The organism is Rhodococcus sp. WY5 (assembly GCF_018588185.1).
In the GTDB taxonomy this organism is placed as follows: domain Bacteria; phylum Actinomycetota; class Actinomycetes; order Mycobacteriales; family Mycobacteriaceae; genus Rhodococcus_F; species Rhodococcus_F qingshengii.
On record NZ_JAAMPR010000001.1, the window covers coordinates 1,440,097 to 1,454,483 of the forward strand.

At 63.0% G+C, this 14,387-nt stretch carries 17 protein-coding genes and 1 pseudogene; 11 read left to right on the forward strand and 7 right to left on the reverse strand.

Features of this window, described 5'->3' with window-relative positions; translation table 11 throughout:
* Window positions 1-99: 99 nt before the first annotated feature.
* The gene (locus G4D79_RS06550) at window positions 100-771 is read left to right on the forward strand and encodes a DNA alkylation repair protein (protein WP_099697235.1); all 672 of its coding nucleotides are present in this window, start codon (window positions 100-102) and stop codon (window positions 769-771) included.
* Between the two features lie 5 nt (window positions 772-776).
* Here the strand turns inward: G4D79_RS06550 and G4D79_RS06555 are convergent, their stop codons facing one another.
* Window positions 777-1,721 (reverse strand): GlxA family transcriptional regulator, encoded by a 945-nt coding sequence (locus G4D79_RS06555; RefSeq protein ID WP_003942841.1) that lies wholly within the window; start codon window positions 1,719-1,721, stop codon window positions 777-779.
* A gap of 205 nt (window positions 1,722-1,926) precedes the next feature.
* Between G4D79_RS06555 and G4D79_RS06560 the strand changes: the two genes are divergently transcribed.
* From G4D79_RS06560 to G4D79_RS06575, 4 genes are all read left to right on the forward strand, one after another.
* Window positions 1,927-2,601, forward strand: a complete 675-nt coding sequence (locus G4D79_RS06560; protein ID WP_081558639.1) for a DJ-1/PfpI family protein — start codon at window positions 1,927-1,929, stop codon at window positions 2,599-2,601.
* Between the two features lie 34 nt (window positions 2,602-2,635).
* Window positions 2,636-3,106 (forward strand): DUF2269 family protein, encoded by a 471-nt coding sequence (locus G4D79_RS06565; RefSeq protein ID WP_003943264.1) that lies wholly within the window; start codon window positions 2,636-2,638, stop codon window positions 3,104-3,106.
* A gap of 82 nt (window positions 3,107-3,188) precedes the next feature.
* Entirely contained in the window at window positions 3,189-3,854 is a 666-nt protein-coding gene (locus G4D79_RS06570) for a HEAT repeat domain-containing protein (protein WP_180279561.1), read from the forward strand.
* Window positions 3,855-3,867: 13 nt separating this feature from the next.
* Entirely contained in the window at window positions 3,868-4,902 is a 1,035-nt protein-coding gene (locus tag G4D79_RS06575) for a HEAT repeat domain-containing protein (RefSeq protein ID WP_063315452.1), read from the forward strand.
* Window positions 4,903-4,946: 44 nt separating this feature from the next.
* On the opposite strand, the gene G4D79_RS06580 is transcribed toward G4D79_RS06575, so the two are convergent.
* Complete coding sequence (locus G4D79_RS06580; protein WP_047272349.1) at window positions 4,947-5,318, reverse strand: SdpI family protein; 372 nt, start codon at window positions 5,316-5,318, stop codon at window positions 4,947-4,949.
* Window positions 5,319-5,693: 375 nt separating this feature from the next.
* On the opposite strand from G4D79_RS06580, the gene G4D79_RS06585 reads away from it, so the two are divergent.
* The 3 genes and pseudogenes from G4D79_RS06585 to G4D79_RS35395 all read left to right on the forward strand — a co-directional run bounded on the left by G4D79_RS06585 (window position 5,694) and on the right by G4D79_RS35395 (window position 6,634).
* Window positions 5,694-6,170 (forward strand): hypothetical protein, encoded by a 477-nt coding sequence (locus G4D79_RS06585; RefSeq protein ID WP_099697233.1) that lies wholly within the window; start codon window positions 5,694-5,696, stop codon window positions 6,168-6,170.
* A 133-nt stretch (window positions 6,171-6,303) separates the two neighbouring features.
* Window positions 6,304-6,462: pseudogene (locus G4D79_RS35390) on the forward strand (mini-circle protein); the annotation flags it as partial.
* Window positions 6,463-6,541: 79 nt separating this feature from the next.
* Window positions 6,542-6,634, forward strand: coding sequence for a DUF664 domain-containing protein (locus tag G4D79_RS35395; protein ID WP_370852753.1), 93 nt, complete (start codon window positions 6,542-6,544; stop codon window positions 6,632-6,634).
* Window positions 6,635-6,696: 62 nt separating this feature from the next.
* On the opposite strand, the gene G4D79_RS06595 is transcribed toward G4D79_RS35395, so the two are convergent.
* Window positions 6,697-7,158 carry a DUF6389 family protein gene (locus G4D79_RS06595; protein ID WP_054188324.1) on the reverse strand — a complete coding sequence of 154 codons (462 nt, stop codon included), beginning with the start codon at window positions 7,156-7,158 and terminating at the stop codon, window positions 6,697-6,699.
* A gap of 356 nt (window positions 7,159-7,514) precedes the next feature.
* On the opposite strand from G4D79_RS06595, the gene G4D79_RS06600 reads away from it, so the two are divergent.
* Window positions 7,515-8,171 carry a response regulator transcription factor gene (locus G4D79_RS06600; protein WP_030537435.1) on the forward strand — a complete coding sequence of 219 codons (657 nt, stop codon included), beginning with the start codon at window positions 7,515-7,517 and terminating at the stop codon, window positions 8,169-8,171.
* A 27-nt stretch (window positions 8,172-8,198) separates the two neighbouring features.
* Here G4D79_RS06600 and G4D79_RS06605 read toward each other — a convergent pair whose 3' ends face one another.
* On the reverse strand, window positions 8,199-8,573 hold the full coding sequence (locus tag G4D79_RS06605) for a response regulator transcription factor (protein WP_030537434.1): 375 nt from the start codon (window positions 8,571-8,573) through the stop codon (window positions 8,199-8,201).
* Window positions 8,574-8,648: 75 nt separating this feature from the next.
* Between G4D79_RS06605 and G4D79_RS06610 the strand changes: the two genes are divergently transcribed.
* Together G4D79_RS06610 and G4D79_RS06615 are read left to right on the forward strand one after the other, a co-directional pair.
* Window positions 8,649-10,475: an ATP-binding protein gene (locus G4D79_RS06610; RefSeq protein WP_030537433.1), complete on the forward strand. Its 1,827-nt coding sequence runs from the start codon at window positions 8,649-8,651 to the stop codon at window positions 10,473-10,475.
* 120 nt (window positions 10,476-10,595) lie between these two features.
* Window positions 10,596-11,417: an alpha/beta fold hydrolase gene (locus G4D79_RS06615; RefSeq protein ID WP_030537432.1), complete on the forward strand. Its 822-nt coding sequence runs from the start codon at window positions 10,596-10,598 to the stop codon at window positions 11,415-11,417.
* A 111-nt stretch (window positions 11,418-11,528) separates the two neighbouring features.
* On the opposite strand, the gene dmpG is transcribed toward G4D79_RS06615, so the two are convergent.
* From dmpG to G4D79_RS06630, 3 genes are read right to left on the reverse strand one after another with little or no spacing between them, the layout of a single operon-like run.
* A complete protein-coding gene (gene dmpG, locus G4D79_RS06620; protein WP_099697232.1) occupies window positions 11,529-12,557 on the reverse strand; it encodes a 4-hydroxy-2-oxovalerate aldolase in 1,029 nt (342 codons plus the stop codon).
* Window positions 12,554-13,498 carry an acetaldehyde dehydrogenase (acetylating) gene (locus G4D79_RS06625; RefSeq protein ID WP_003943168.1) on the reverse strand — a complete coding sequence of 315 codons (945 nt, stop codon included), beginning with the start codon at window positions 13,496-13,498 and terminating at the stop codon, window positions 12,554-12,556. The genes dmpG and G4D79_RS06625 overlap by 4 nt, the downstream gene beginning before the upstream one ends.
* Window positions 13,495-14,322, reverse strand: coding sequence for a 2-keto-4-pentenoate hydratase (locus G4D79_RS06630; RefSeq protein ID WP_007735684.1), 828 nt, complete (start codon window positions 14,320-14,322; stop codon window positions 13,495-13,497). The genes G4D79_RS06625 and G4D79_RS06630 overlap by 4 nt, the downstream gene beginning before the upstream one ends.
* Window positions 14,323-14,387 lie beyond the last annotated feature (65 nt).

Genomic DNA, 14,387 nt, shown 5'->3' on the forward strand with positions numbered 1-14,387 from the left:
GCAGACATGTACCCAGTGGTCGAAGTTTCAAACGTGGGTCGCTCGCCTTCTCGTGCTTTGCTTGTAGGTGAATCGCAGAAATAGTGACTGGAGGACGACGTGGCTGAAACGACGGTTGCTGCGGTGATGGACGAGCTGGCTGCGCTCGAGGATCCGAAGGCGCGCGCGGTGAACGAGAAACACGGTGACGATCACGGTGTGAACCTTTCAAAGCTGCGCGCTGTTGCGAAGCGATTGAAGACTCAGCAGGAACTCGCACAACAGCTTTGGGCAACGGGCGACACCGCAGCGAGACTGCTTGCCCTTCTGATCTGCCGCCCGAAGGTGTTCGAGCGTGACCAGTTGGACGTCATGTTGCGTGAGGCCCGTACTCCCAAGGTGCAGGACTGGCTCGTCAACTACGTGGTGAAGAAGAACCCGCACGCGGAGGAATTGCGGGTGGTCTGGACCGCAGACTCCGATCCCGTGGTTGCGAGCGCCGGCTGGGCCCTGACCACCGAACGTGTCGCGAAGAAGCCCGAGGGCCTTGATCTTTCAGGGTTGCTCGACGTCATCGAGGCGGAGATGAAAGATGCTCCTGATCGCCTGCAATGGGCGATGAACCACTGCCTGGCTCAGATCGGGATCGAACATGCCGAGTTTCGGGCCCGCGCAATCGACATCGGTGAGCGTCTGCGAGTGCTCGAGGATTACCCGACTCCGCCGAACTGTACCTCGCCGTTTGCGCCGATCTGGATCTCGGAGATGGTGAGCAGACAGAGTGAGAAGTAGGTCGACTACCGCGACGTTCGAAACTGCGTCCGGTATCGCTGTGGACTGGTGCCGACCAGGTCTCGGAAGCGTTCGCGGAATGTCGTGACGGCATTGAATCCGACTTGTCCCGCAACACGTTCGATCGAGTGGTCGGTAGTCTCGAGCAGAAATTGCGCTTGGCGGAGCCGCGCGTGATGGAGCCACTGCAACGGCGTCGTACCGATTTGTTCCTGGAATCGGCGGTTGAGCGTGCGAGTGCTCATCGTTGCCTTGGCCGCGATTGTCGTGATGTCGAGTTGCTCCCCGAGGTTCTCTTCCATCCAGTTCAGTAGCGGCCTGAGGGTTGTCCCGCTGGGTACGGGAGGCTCGTGAACGATGAATTGTGCTTGCCCTCCGGCACGTTCGAGCGGCATCACACTCAGCCGCGCCGTGTCGGCGGCGACCGCGGACCCGTAGTCCTGACGAACCATGTACAGACACAGGTCGAGTGCGGCCGCGGCGCCGGCGGAAGTCAGGACGTGCCCGTTGTCTACGTAGAGAACGGCAGCGTCGACGTCGATAGCCGGGTGCCGGCGGGCCAACTCCGACGCAGCCGCCCAGTGCGTCGTCGCGCGAAGTCCGTCGAGCAGGCCTGTGTCGGCGAGGGTGAATGCGCCGACGCACAGTGAGGCGATGCGCGTGCCGCGATCCGCGGCAGTTCTGAGGGCTTCGATGATCTCGGGGTCGATCGGCACATCGAGATCGGCGGTGCCCGGGATGATGATCGTGCTGGCTTGGGCGAGACGTGACAGTCCGTGCGGTACGCGCATCGTGAACGTTCCGGTCTCCACCTCCTCGGTGAGCGCGCACACGGCGGTCCGGTAGGCCGGTGCGCCTGAGGGAAGCCTGCATCGTCCGAAGACTTCGAGGGGTGCTGCCAGGTCCATCGGCACCACTCCGGGCAACGCGAGAACTGCAACGTCATGCATGTCTGAAACGTAGCGTATGTGGCGCGAGATTCTGTGATCTCGTGTCGTGAAATATCCTCTCAACTGGTATTTCACAGAAGATGTGAGGTTGGCTGAAAGCCGTCGAAGGTTGGCTTTCAGCCGTCGCCGCAGGGGTCAACTTCCTCCTACTGTCGTAGGAACAGCGACGCGCACAGGAGCGCGTCGCACAAAATCGGAGGTTGCAGTGCACGCGCAGATCGTGTTGTTCGACGGATTCGATCCCATGGATGTCGTGGGTCCGTACGAGGTGCTCTACGCCGGGGGTCTCGCCAGCGGTGGGGCGTTGAGTGTCGAACTCGTCAGTGCGGAGGGGCCTCGGACCGTCCTGAGTGGAAGTGGTGAACTCGCTATGACCGCCACTGCAACCCTCGATGTCGAACACGCGGATCTGATTATCGTTCCCGGAGCATCGGGTCTCTTCGAACCCGATGCGGACCAGCCGGGCACCAGTTTGCCGGAAAGACTCGCGGCCACAACGGAAACCGAACTGCCTGTCATGATGCGGCGTGCACTTGACGATCCTGGTGTTCTTGTTGCGACCGTCTGTGGAGGATCTTTGGCGCTGGCGATGGCGGGGCTTCTCGAAGGGCGCCGCGCCGTGACGCACCATCTTGCCGTGGACGCATTGGCGGCCGGCGGCGTTATTCCGATCCAGGCGCGAATCGTCGACGACGGTGACCTGATCACCGCCGGCGGTGTGACATCCGGTCTCGACCTTGGCCTGTACCTGTTGGAACGATGCCTCGGGCCCCGGATAAGTCTCGAGGTCGAAGCGCTCTTCGACTACGAGCGTCGTGGAACGGTGTGGTCGGCCAATGGCGCCGAGCCTGTAATCACCTTCGCCCCGGACGCTGCGTGAATACGCTTGTGCGTACCGAAACGCGAGAAATCCCATGACCGGAATCCTGCTGTCCCTCCACGTGATTGCGGCCATTCTTGCCATCGGCCCCGTCGCGGTGGCGGCGAGTATGTTCCCGGTGGCGAGCCGCGCCGCGCTCGCCGATCCGGACAGCGCCAGTGTTGCGACGACGGGCATGCTGCATCGCATCGTTCGGGTGTATGCCACGATCGGCGTTGTCGTTCCGATGCTCGGTGTCGCCACCGCCGTCAATCTCGGAGTGCTCGGTGACCTGTGGATCCTCACCTCGATCGCACTCACCGTCGTTGCCGCCGTGATACTCACCGCGGTCGTGCTTCCCGCCCAACGGCTGACAATGGCGGCGATCGAAGGAACCGGGTCCGTTGTGGATGTCGCAACGCGGCTCACCCGTCGACTGGGCACAGCGACGGGGATCTTCAATCTGCTCTGGGTCGTTGTCGTCGTGCTGATGATCTTTCGGCCAGGATCGACAACCGGCGTGTGATCCGAGGCGATATTTCCCGTGTCGGAGACAGCGACGCTTGACCTTGACACAGTGACAAGGACTCCAATGGTCGACGAAGGAGGTGGTTGTCGTGAACACAACCAACCATGGTGGGCAGAATGCTCACCTCGTCGACGCATTGGCCGCGGCTGATCCCTCGGTTAGGCTGCGCGCCGCGCTAGCCGCCGGCACACGCCCGGACCCTGAGCTGACGGTTGCCCTGGTCGATCGGTGTGCCGTCGAGCCGGATTTCTTCGTCCGCGACATGCTGACCTGGGCGTTGTGCCGCCTGCCGGCCGAAATCACGGTACCGAAGCTGATCCGTGAGCTCGGGTCCGATGGTTCGCAAGCCCGCAGTCAGGCGCTCCACACCTTGTCCAAGATCGGCGATCCGACCGCTTGGCCCGAGGTCTCTGCGCTGGTGCACGACCAGGACGACGAGGTCGCGCGCAGTGCGTGGCGCGCCGCAGTGGCACTCGTGCCGGCAGGAGTCGAGGGTGCACTCGCAGCGGATCTGGCGACCGAACTCGGGCGGGGTGAACTGCAGATGCAGCTCAGTCTGAGCCGTGCTTTGACCGGGCTCGGCGAGGCTGTACTCCCGGTGCTCGACGCGGCCGGTATGAGCCCGAATCCGCGTGTCCGGGCGCATGCTGATGCTACAAAGCAACTCTGGCACGACCCCGACGGTGGGTTCGCACTCTCTCACGAGTTGGCGAAGCGCGTCGCGGCAATCGGCCCGGACGCGTAGGAAGGGGAGACGGATGTTGATCGGCGAGGTCTCGCGGCGTTGTGGTGTCAGCACACGGATGCTGCGTCACTACGACACCTTGGGACTGGTGAAGCCGACGGGCCGCACGTCCGGCGGTTACCGGGAGTACTCCGCCGACGACATCCGTCGACTCTTCCACGTCGAGAGCTTGAGGACGTTGGGGCTCTCGTTGAACGAGGCCAAGCGTGCACTGGACGAACCCGACTTCGCGCCGGCCGATTTGGTGGGTGAACTTATGCAACACACTCGGCAACGGATCGCGGCGGAGGAGGAATTGCTGACCAAACTCGAAAGGGTCGATGCCAGCGCCCCTTCGGAGTGGGACGACGTCCTACGCATGGTCTCACTGTTGCGTGCACTCGAATCCGAGTTCGCTGCCCATCGTCAGCAAGCGATCCTGTCGCAGGAGCTGAATGCGGCGTTGCCCGTCGACGCACTCGTCGAGGCCATCCTGTCGGAGAAGGATGCCAACGTGGCCGGAGCGTTGCAGTGGGCGTTGGCGAGGACCGAAGGTGCGGGCCTTGCAGGTCTCACGAAGGGCCTCGAATCGGAGGACGTCGAGGTTCGACGCCGCGCGACGTCGGCCATCTCCGGGATCCACACCGAGGAAGCAACTCGGGCGCTGAAGCGAGCTCTCGATGATTCGGACGCGATAGTCCGCGCTGATGCCGCTCTCACCCTCGGATCTCGCGGAGAGGCCGTCTCGATGCCCGCTCTCCTCGAGATGGTCGCCGACGGGCGACGCGACGTCGAGGCCGGAGAGGTGCTCGGTCTTCTCGCGGAGCACTCACCGACAAGCGGTGAGGTCGTCGATGCCGTGCAGGCAAGGCTCGACGGCACTGACGACGCCCCGACGAGGTTGCGAATCACGCAGGCACTCGCTGAGATTCCCGGCGCGGCGGCCCGGGAAGCGCTCGCCCGGCTGACACGCGACGACGACAAGACGGTCGCGTCCACGGCAGCGGCGATCCTCGCGATGCGGGACCGTGGACCACGCCGACGCGAACGACCGCGTATCGGGAACTGAAATCGGAGAACTAGGGCACCTCTGAAAAATGCGGGCCCGGGTGGTCAGCGCCGCAACGATTTTGCCGCAGCGTTGCCCTTCAACGCTGCACAGAGCAGGACAAGGAGCACCGCTAGAAACACGACTGTTGAGGCGACAGCCGACACCACAGATCCGAAACCTGTCACGACACCGATGGCGACCTGCATGCACAGTCCCACTACGGCTGTCCACACCGTCCGGCGTAGAAGGGGCCACGCAATCCGATGGGCCAATTGCCACGCCTCGGGGCTCGAGATCGTCGCCTTCGTGCGTATGCCGACAACGGGATTCGGTTCATCACCGACGACTCGCGGAAGAATCCCGGCAACGAACGCGAGGACAAGCGTCGACGACGACAGCGAGGCCGTCAGACCCAGTAAGTCAGGCGATCCCACCCGTCCAGCCCCCCTGTCGGCAGATTTGACACAGCGGACATTCCAGTCTGGGTTGCCGCTGGGACACACCCGACCGTATGCGAACGAATGCATGTACGGCTGTGCGGGTGACGCACTTTCAAGCTTTGCCGAATGAGCAGTGGACTCGATCTCGGACTAGTTTTCAGACAAGCCCTAGTGTGGATTGCCTAGGCAGAAAAGGTTTCCCGCCGGATCTGCCAACACGTGCCGGATGATCCGCCCGAATCAAGTCGAGGTGAACCGTATTCCTTTGGCTGCGAGCCTGATCGATCTCAGGCAAAGCCTCGAAGCTGCTGCGCACCCGCTGCGCGGTGATCAACGGATATGGTCTCTCACGTGGTGGATCAACGGCGAATGAGTTTGCGACGCAGGTACCTGAGCCTCGGTCTTGGCGAACTGGCCGCCGCGGGAGTGTTTGCCGCCGTGGCTGTCAGCGTCGTGATGCCTCGGCTCGAAGGTCCGAAAGACTCCGCGGCGCTGTGGTCGGCGCTGGCCCCAATGCTCGTGGTTCTCGTGCAAGCGGGTGTCTATTGGCTGCTTGCCCGAGGCTGGGTCGAGCAGGCGCCGGTGCCTGCCCGCCTCGCGGCGCTCTACCGTGTGTTTCGGGTCCTCGACATTGTCGTCTTGGCGGTCGGTCTCCTCGGCGTGCTCATTTGGCTACCAGATCATTTCGTCACTGCGGCGGCCATCATGGTGGTGTGGGCTTTCGGCGTCGTCGAATACGTCAATTACTTCGTGGCCCGTCTCGCTTATCCGCTGCGGCGGTGGCCGTTCGAGGTCGGCAAGTGGCGGACGCCTCAACTTGTGCGCGACCTGCATTCGGCGCGGTGATACCGGCAATTAAGCCGGCCTTTGCCGCAACGGCAAAATTTGATGCGGGATCGGCGTGAGTTCGGAAGGATCGGTACTGCCTATCCAGGAATGAAGCCTCTTCGTCGTTCTTCACCGAGGAAGGAGATCCACCATGGCAACGTCGCGTCGGAGCCGCCGTGATGTCCCACCGCCCCGGACAGGGATTAGCGAGACCGATACGCTGCGCGCGTTTCTCGACTACCTGCGTGATTCGATCGCTGCCGAGGTTGAAGGTGCTCCGGAACCTCAGGTGCGCACCACAATTGTTCGGTCGGGAACAACCTTGCTCGGGCTGGTCAATCATTTGACCTTTGTCGAACGATCGATGTTTCTCGCCGAAAACGTGACGGATTGGAAAGCGACGTTTCAGCGAAGAGACCGGGCGCCATGCCGGGCACGCTGACATCCTCCGCGAACTTATCGACGGTTCGACCGGTCGGTGACATCGCAACATCGATCACAACAGTGGTTCGAAGTCGTCCGTCTCGCCGACAGCTTCCGCGCTTCATTGAGGCGAATGTCCACTACCGAAATCGGGGCCCACAGGTATCGGGTCGGTCGCTCCGTCGGGAGTTGTTACTTCCCAGTGCAGTTCGGATGCAGTCGGGGGAACGAGCGCGCCGATCCACTCGGCAACGACACCGACGATAACTTTCTCGAGTTCCGTGCGTGACCACTCTCGCGGACGAGTGGGAACCGGTGGCTCCCAGCCTTCCTCACCCCAGATCACGCTGAAAAGCTCCCGCTCGTCGCCGATCTGCTGATTCAAACTGAACGCATCCGGATCGTCGAATCGCGCCCAGACGCCGAAAGTGCCCTCGCCGTCCTGGTCCACGGAGACGTCGATGACAATGCCTTCGGCATGTGCTGTCGCCGCGGCGCGCATCGCCGCCAGCCGGCTTTCGACTACCGACGATGTGGTGTCGAGGACGGACCTCAGCGAGTCACGGTATTCGGTAGCTTCCACGGACTCAGAATATAGAACTCGTGGCTTCGAGCATGGTGGTATCGGGTCTTGGCCGAAATGTGGAGCGATGACGAGACCTGGGGGACTCGCAGTGCATCTTCGTGTCAAAGGATAACCATTCGCCTGCAAGCATTTTCGGAAATCGATAGGGTTTGGCTTGTATTGATGTGGGGAGACTCGCAGCGTTGAGTGCGGAATCTGCGCACGACGGTTTCGCTCCTCGAGATCAGAGCGGTGAAGGTGGCATATGTCCGTTATCTTTTAAGCGGTGGTCCCATCTCCGGCCGCCACGCACTTGCGAGTGCGGACTGCAAGTGGAAGGCGGCCCTCGTGCAACAGGTATCGAGCCGAGTCTTGTGACGGCCCTGCGAGTGGTCATCGCCGACGACGACGTGCTCCTACGGGAGGGGGTGGCCAGCCTGCTCACTCGGGCAGGCCTGGAAATCGTCGGACAGGCAGGGGATGCGGACGAACTGCTGACACTGGTCGACGGGCAAAATCCGCAACTGGCCATCATCGACATCCGGATGCCACCGTCACACACTTCGGAAGGGCTCGACGCAGCGCTGCGTATAAGAAGAGAGTTCCCCTCCGTTGCAATGCTTTTACTGTCAGCACATGTCGAGGTCGATCATGCGTTGGAGCTTCTCGACGGAGGGAAGGGGATCGGGTACCTCCTCAAGAGTCGAGTGACCGACGTAGACGATTTCGTCGCGACGCTCGACAGGATCGCAGCCGGCGCCTCGGTCATCGATCCCGCTCTGGTCTACGAATTGGTGGCGGCCAGGCGACGTGACGACCCGTTGGCGGCACTTAGCGTCCGCGAGCGAGAAGTGCTGACGCTGATGGCAGAAGGCCTGTCGAACGTGGGGATAGGGCGTCGGCTGTGGATCACCGAGGGCACCGTCGAAAAGCACGTGCGGAGCATCCTCACCAAGCTCGATCTGGAGAGTACCGCCGACGACCATCGCCGCGTGCGCGCAGTCATCATGTATCTCGATGCCGTCAGCTGACGGGTGTCTGCGTTTGAATCGGCACACTCATCCTTGCGAAAGAATCCGCGCAATCGAGTCTGCGGACAGTTCGAACTTCGAGAGGAATCCGATGGCTGAACTCGATTCGACAAGATCGGCGAAGTCTTCTTCGTCGTGTGTCGACACAAGGATGATGGCCGGCGTCGGCGCCAAACCGGCGGCGTGGAGAATCTCCACCACGTCGAATCCGCTTTCGAAACCGAGGTCGATGTCCACCAGGACCAGGTCGGGGTGGGTAGCTTCGGCCACTGTGATGGCCGTGCCGAGGCTGGATGCGGTTCCGACAACCGTCATACCCGCGGCCTCGAGCACTCGTCGTGCAGCGGTGCAGAATGCATCGCTGTCGTCGACGATGAGGCAGCTCCGGTCGGAAGACTTCACCCTGTCAAGGCTGTCAGACGTCGGCGCACCCGGCATTACCGCTACCCGTAATTTCTCGGGGAACCCGGGCGTCCGATGACTTCGTCAGTTCCGTTGCGCGGCCGTCTCGTCACGTCCGTGCTGCGTCCGAGCGCTCCTCCCCTCGGTTGGGGCATCGCCCTGGCTACGGGATTGATTGTCGTGGAGATTCTTCTCGTTCTGATGTTGAAGCGGATTGCACCCGAGAATGCGTTCGGCGCGGTTTTTCTTTTCGGTGTCCTCGTCGTTTCGGCAGGCTGGGGATTTCGGCTGTCAATTGCGACGGCGGTTGCCAGCACTGCCGCGTACGCCTACATCCACGTCGTCGAAAGCCGTGAAAGCCTTGTACCGGCAGTGGTGGTTTTTCTCGTCCTGGCCTTGCTGACCAACGTTCTCGTCGGTCAGTCACGTCTTCGCGCCATGGAATCGGATCAGCGTCGTCGTGAGGCGGATCTGTTGGCTGCGCTGGCTCGGACGATGCTTCGGACGTCGAATGTAGTGGAGATGCTTGACGACGCGAGCGTGCGATTGTCCGCCGTGCTCGACCTGCCCGCGCCGTATGCGAAGTTAGGGCCCGCGGATGCCCCGGTGGGGCGCGGGCAGAGGCGGATCGTTCTACGGGATGGAGCCTGTGTCGCGGGTTCGCTACTTGTACCGGCAGAGTTGACCCAGGCCGATGCTCGCCGCGTTCAACGAATCGTACCGTCGCTCGAGGCCCTGCTTGCCGCTGTGCGAGATCGCGGGGTACTTCTCGAACAGACTCTCGCGTTGGCGCGTCAGCAGGCTTCACTGCGACGCGTAGCGACACTTGTTGCCTCGAGAGCCGAACCCGACGATGTCCATCATGCTGTCGCCGCGGAGTTGGCCGACGGACTGGACATCGAACACGTGTCGGTCGTGCGTTACGACGACGACGACTACTTCACAATTCTCGCTGCGCGGGACGATACTACAACCGGAGAACGATTGATCCCGGGTGAACGCTTCCCTGTCGGTGGATACAACGTCTGCACGATCGTCGAGACTTCGGGTGCGCCGATTGCCATCGACTTCACCACTGCGACAGGGGCGATCGCGGGGAGGCTGCGCGGACGCGGGTTGCGTACGGGAATCGGGGTACCGATCAACGTCGACGGTCGGACGTGGGGAGCTGTAATCATCGGCGGTACGGGACGTGTTCTCGCGAGTGACGTCGAGGACCGGTTGACCGACTTCGCAGACCTGCTCGCAACCGCGGTCTACAACGGTGAAACCAGGCGCGAGCTCACACGGTCCAGGGCGCGCGTCGTGGCTGCAGCCGACAAAGCCCGCCGAACCATCGAACGTGACCTGCACGACGGGGCGCAACAGCGGATCGTCACTCTCGGGATGGAGTTACGCGGCGCTCAGGCCGCAGTTCCCGACGGATTCGATGAGCTGCGAATCAGCTTGGCCCGCACCGTTGAGACACTGGCTCAAGTCAATACCGATCTTCGTGAACTCTCGCGAGGGATTCACCCGGCGATCCTGTCCCGCGGGGGTCTCGCGCCGGCGCTGAAGACTTTGGCTCGCCGCAGTCCGATCCCGGTCGCGCTCACAGCCGAGATCGTCACTCGACTAACCGATTCTGTGGAAGTCGCGGCGTACTACGTTGTCGCTGAAGCGCTCACCAACACCGCGAAATATGCCGACGCGTCCGTGGTTACGATCGCGGCCGTCTCGCAAGAGGGTCGTCTGGACCTCACCATCAGTGACGATGGCAAGGGGGGAGCAGACGCCGAAAGCGGTTCGGGTCTGATCGGGCTGCAGGACCGCGTTGCCGCGGTTGGAGGAACTCTGACGATCTCGAGCCCGGTCGGTGGTGGCACCACCATCACCGTTCGCATCGATCCCTCTACCAGTTAGCCGGTAGTGGGTTCCCCGGGTAGCGCTCCCCCACAATGGAAGCCAGCAGCGACGACATCGCTCCTGAAGTGGACGAATGTTCTTGTTACCCAACGAGAACCTTTCGCCCAGGAGGACATCATGCCGTACATCACCACTTCCGACGGAACCGAGATCTACTACACCGAACAGGGCGCCGGGAGGCCTGTGCTGCTCAGCCACGGTTGGCCCCTCTCCTCGGACGCCTGGCAGTTGGAACTCAAGGTGCTCGCCGACGCCGGTTACCGTGCCATCGCACACGACCGTCGCGGCCACGGCCGGTCCTCGAAGACCTATCAGGGCAACGACATGGATACCTATGCCCGTGATCTGGCTGAACTCGTCGAAGCGCTCGACCTCCACGATCTGACGCTCGTCGGTCACTCGACCGGAGGCGGCGAGGTCGTTCGGTACGCAGCGCAACACGGCGCAGGGCGTGTTGCCAAGGTGATCACCGCCGGCGCCGTTCCGCCGATCATGGTGAAGTCGGAGAACAACCCGGAGGGCACACCGATCGAAGCGTTCGACGACATCCGGTCCGGAGTTCTCACCGACCGTTCGCAGTTCTATCGCGACATCGCCGAGCCGTTCTTCGGCGCAAATCGCGAGGGGTCGAACGTGTCCCAGGGGGCGAAGGACGATTTCTGGCGCCAGGGAATGCTGGTCAATCTGGCAGCTGCCTACGACTGTGTCAAGGCGTTCTCGGAGACGGACTTCAGCGAGGACTTGAAGGCGTTGACCGTTCCCGTCTTCATTGCGCAGGGTGACGACGACCAGATCGTTCCCATTGGCGCAGCCGCCCTCAAGGCAATCGAATTGGTCAATGACGGCACATTGAAGATCTACAAGGGTGCGCCGCACGGAATCTACGGCGACTACCAGAAGGCTTTGGACGCAGACATTCTCGACTTCATCGCCAAGTAAGCCATTCAGCCCAGGCCGGTGGTGACCATATGGTCACCACCGGCCTTTACGCGACAGAGTCCCGCCCTCGTCCGGAGACGGGACTCGGGTGTCAGCGAACTCGGCAGCGCGTCAGACTGCTTCCTTTGTCGCCTGCGCTGCGAGGGTGAGCGCGATGTCGACGATCATGTCCTCCTGACCACCCACCAGACGGCGGCGTCCAGCTTCGAGCAGCAGTGTGCGAACGTCGATTCCGTAGCGCTCCGACGCAGCTTCGGCGTGGCGCAGGAAGCTCGAGTACACGCCGGCGTAGCCGAGAGTGAGGGTTTCGCGATCGACGCGGACCGGCCGGTCCTGCAGCGGTCGGACGATGTCGTCGGCGGCATCCTGCAGGGCGAACAGGTCGCAGCCGTGCTCCCACTCCTCGATGTTGGCGACGGCGATGAAGGCCTCGAGGGGGCAGTTGCCGGCACCGGCGCCGTGACCGGCAAGCGAAGCATCGACGCGGGTGACGCCGTTCTGCACTGCAACAACGGAATTGGCAACCGAGAGCGAGAGATTCTCATGGGCGTGGATACCGATTTCGGTGCCCTCGTCGAGGATGTCGCGGTATGCACGAACACGATCCGCGACTTCGTTCATCACCAGACGTCCACCCGAGTCGGTGACGTAGACGCAGTGCGCGCCATACGATTCCATCAACTTGGCCTGCTTGGCCAGTTCCTCGGCAGGCGCCATGTGGCTCATCATCAGGAAGCCCGAGACGTCCATGCCGATCTCGCGGGCGGTTTCGATGTGCTGCGCGGAGACGTCGGCCTCGGTGCAGTGCGTGGCAACGCGAACCGAGCGCACACCGAGGTCGTAGGCATGCTTGAGTTCACTGATCGTGCCGACACCCGGAAGTAGCAGCGTGGTGAGACGAGCGTGCTCGAGTACCTCGGCCGCTGCTTCGATCCATTCCCAGTCGGTGTTCGAGCCGGGGCCGTAGTTGAGCGAGCCGCCGGCGAGGCCGTCACCGTGTGCTACTTCGATCGCGTCGACGCCGGCAGCGTCTAGAGCTGTGACGATCCGCTTGACGTCGGTGGGCGAAATGCGGTGGCGGACAGCGTGCATGCCGTCACGAAGGGTGACGTCCTGGACGAAGATCTTGCGGTTGCTCACTTGGTTGCTTCCTTCTGCTGGGCGATGCGCTCCGCGATCTGCATTCCGGCGGACGTCATGATGTCGAGATTGCCGGCGTACGCAGGCAGGTAGTGTGCCGCGCCCTCGACCTCGAGGAACACCGACACCTGGTGGGTGGGGCGATTGCCGTCGACGAGCAACGTCTCGACGGGCTGGTCGGCCGGGATCTCGGTGATCTGGACTTCCTGCTTGAGTCGATAGCCGGGGACATACGCGGAGACGTCGCCGACCATCTTCTCGATCGACTGACGGATCTCGTCGTGAACAGCCGGGTCCGGTGCGTCGACGAGGCAGAAGACCGTGTCGCGCATGATGAGCGGCGGCTCAGCGGGGTTGAGGATGATGATGGCCTTGCCGCGACGAGCGCCGCCGACTGCCACGATCGCCTCGGACGTGGTCTCGGTGAACTCGTCGATGTTGGCGCGCGTTCCGGGACCGGCCGACTTGGAGGCGATGGACGCGACGATCTCCGCATACGCCACCGGGACGACCCGAGAAACAGCGGCAACCATCGGGATGGTGGCCTGGCCGCCACACGTCACCATGTTGACGTTGGGTGCGTCCAAGTGCTCGTCCGCGTTGACAGCCGGTACGACGTACGGTCCGATCGCGGCAGGCGTCAGGTCGATCATGCGCTTGCCGAGGGGAGCCAGCCGCGCGTTGTTGGCCACGTGAGCCTTTGCCGAGGTGGCGTCGAAGACGATCTCGATCTCGTCGAAGTTCGGCAGACCGACAAGGCCTTCGACGCCTTCTGCCGTGATCGGCACGTTCAGACGCGCGGCGCGAGCGAGGCCGTCGGACGCGGGGTCGATACCGACCATCGCGCCCATCTCCAGGTAGTCGGAGTTGCGCAGCACCTTGATCATCAGATCGGTGCCGATGTTGCCCGATCCGATGATCGCGACCTTGACCTTGCTCATGCGTTGTCCTCTTCGCTGGAAAAACTGGTGGTGACGGAACCGAGCCCGGAGACGGTCACGGTGACTACGTTGCCTGCGGTGACCGGTGCCATGGGGCCGAGAGCGCCGGACAGGATCACCTGCCCTGCGGTCAGCGGCTGCCCCAACTCACGTGCAGTGCGGGCGAGCCAGACGACGGCTTCGATCGGATCGCCCAGGCAGGCGGTTCCGACGCCGGTGGACACCTCGGTGCCGTCGACGGACATCGACATGACGACGCCGGCGGGTTCCACCTCGTCGAGGGTGCGTCGTTCGGTTCCCAGGACGTACACGCCCGAGGACGCATTGTCGGCGACGGTGTCACCGAACTTGATGTCCCACGACTCGATGCGGCTGTCGCAGATCTCGATCGCGGCGACGGCGTAGTCGATCGCACCGCGCACCTGCGCACTGTCCAGCGGTCCGTCCACGAGGTCGGCACCGAGCACGAAGGCAACTTCCGCTTCGACCTTGGGCTGGATCAAACGGCTCATGGGGATGGCGCCGCCGGCGGGGAACTCCATGTCGGCGTACAGCACGCCGAGGTCGGGCTGGTCGACACCGAGCTGCTGCTGGACTGCCACCGAGGTCAGGCCGATCTTGCGGCCTACGACCACGGCCCCCGCCTGCCGACGGATTTCGTCGACGCGGCGCTGGACGGCGTAGGCGGCGACGAGGTCGTCGGCGCCGATCAGATCGCGCACGGGCGCGCAGGGAGTGCCGCTCGCGATGGCGGCTGCGAGGCGGTCCGCAGCAGCTGCGATGTCGGTCTCGCTAGCTGTACTGGTATTCGTGGGCTGGCTCATGGCCACTACTTTCGCCGCGGCACCGAGATTGCGCCAGGGAACTGTCTCACTCAGCGATACGCTGG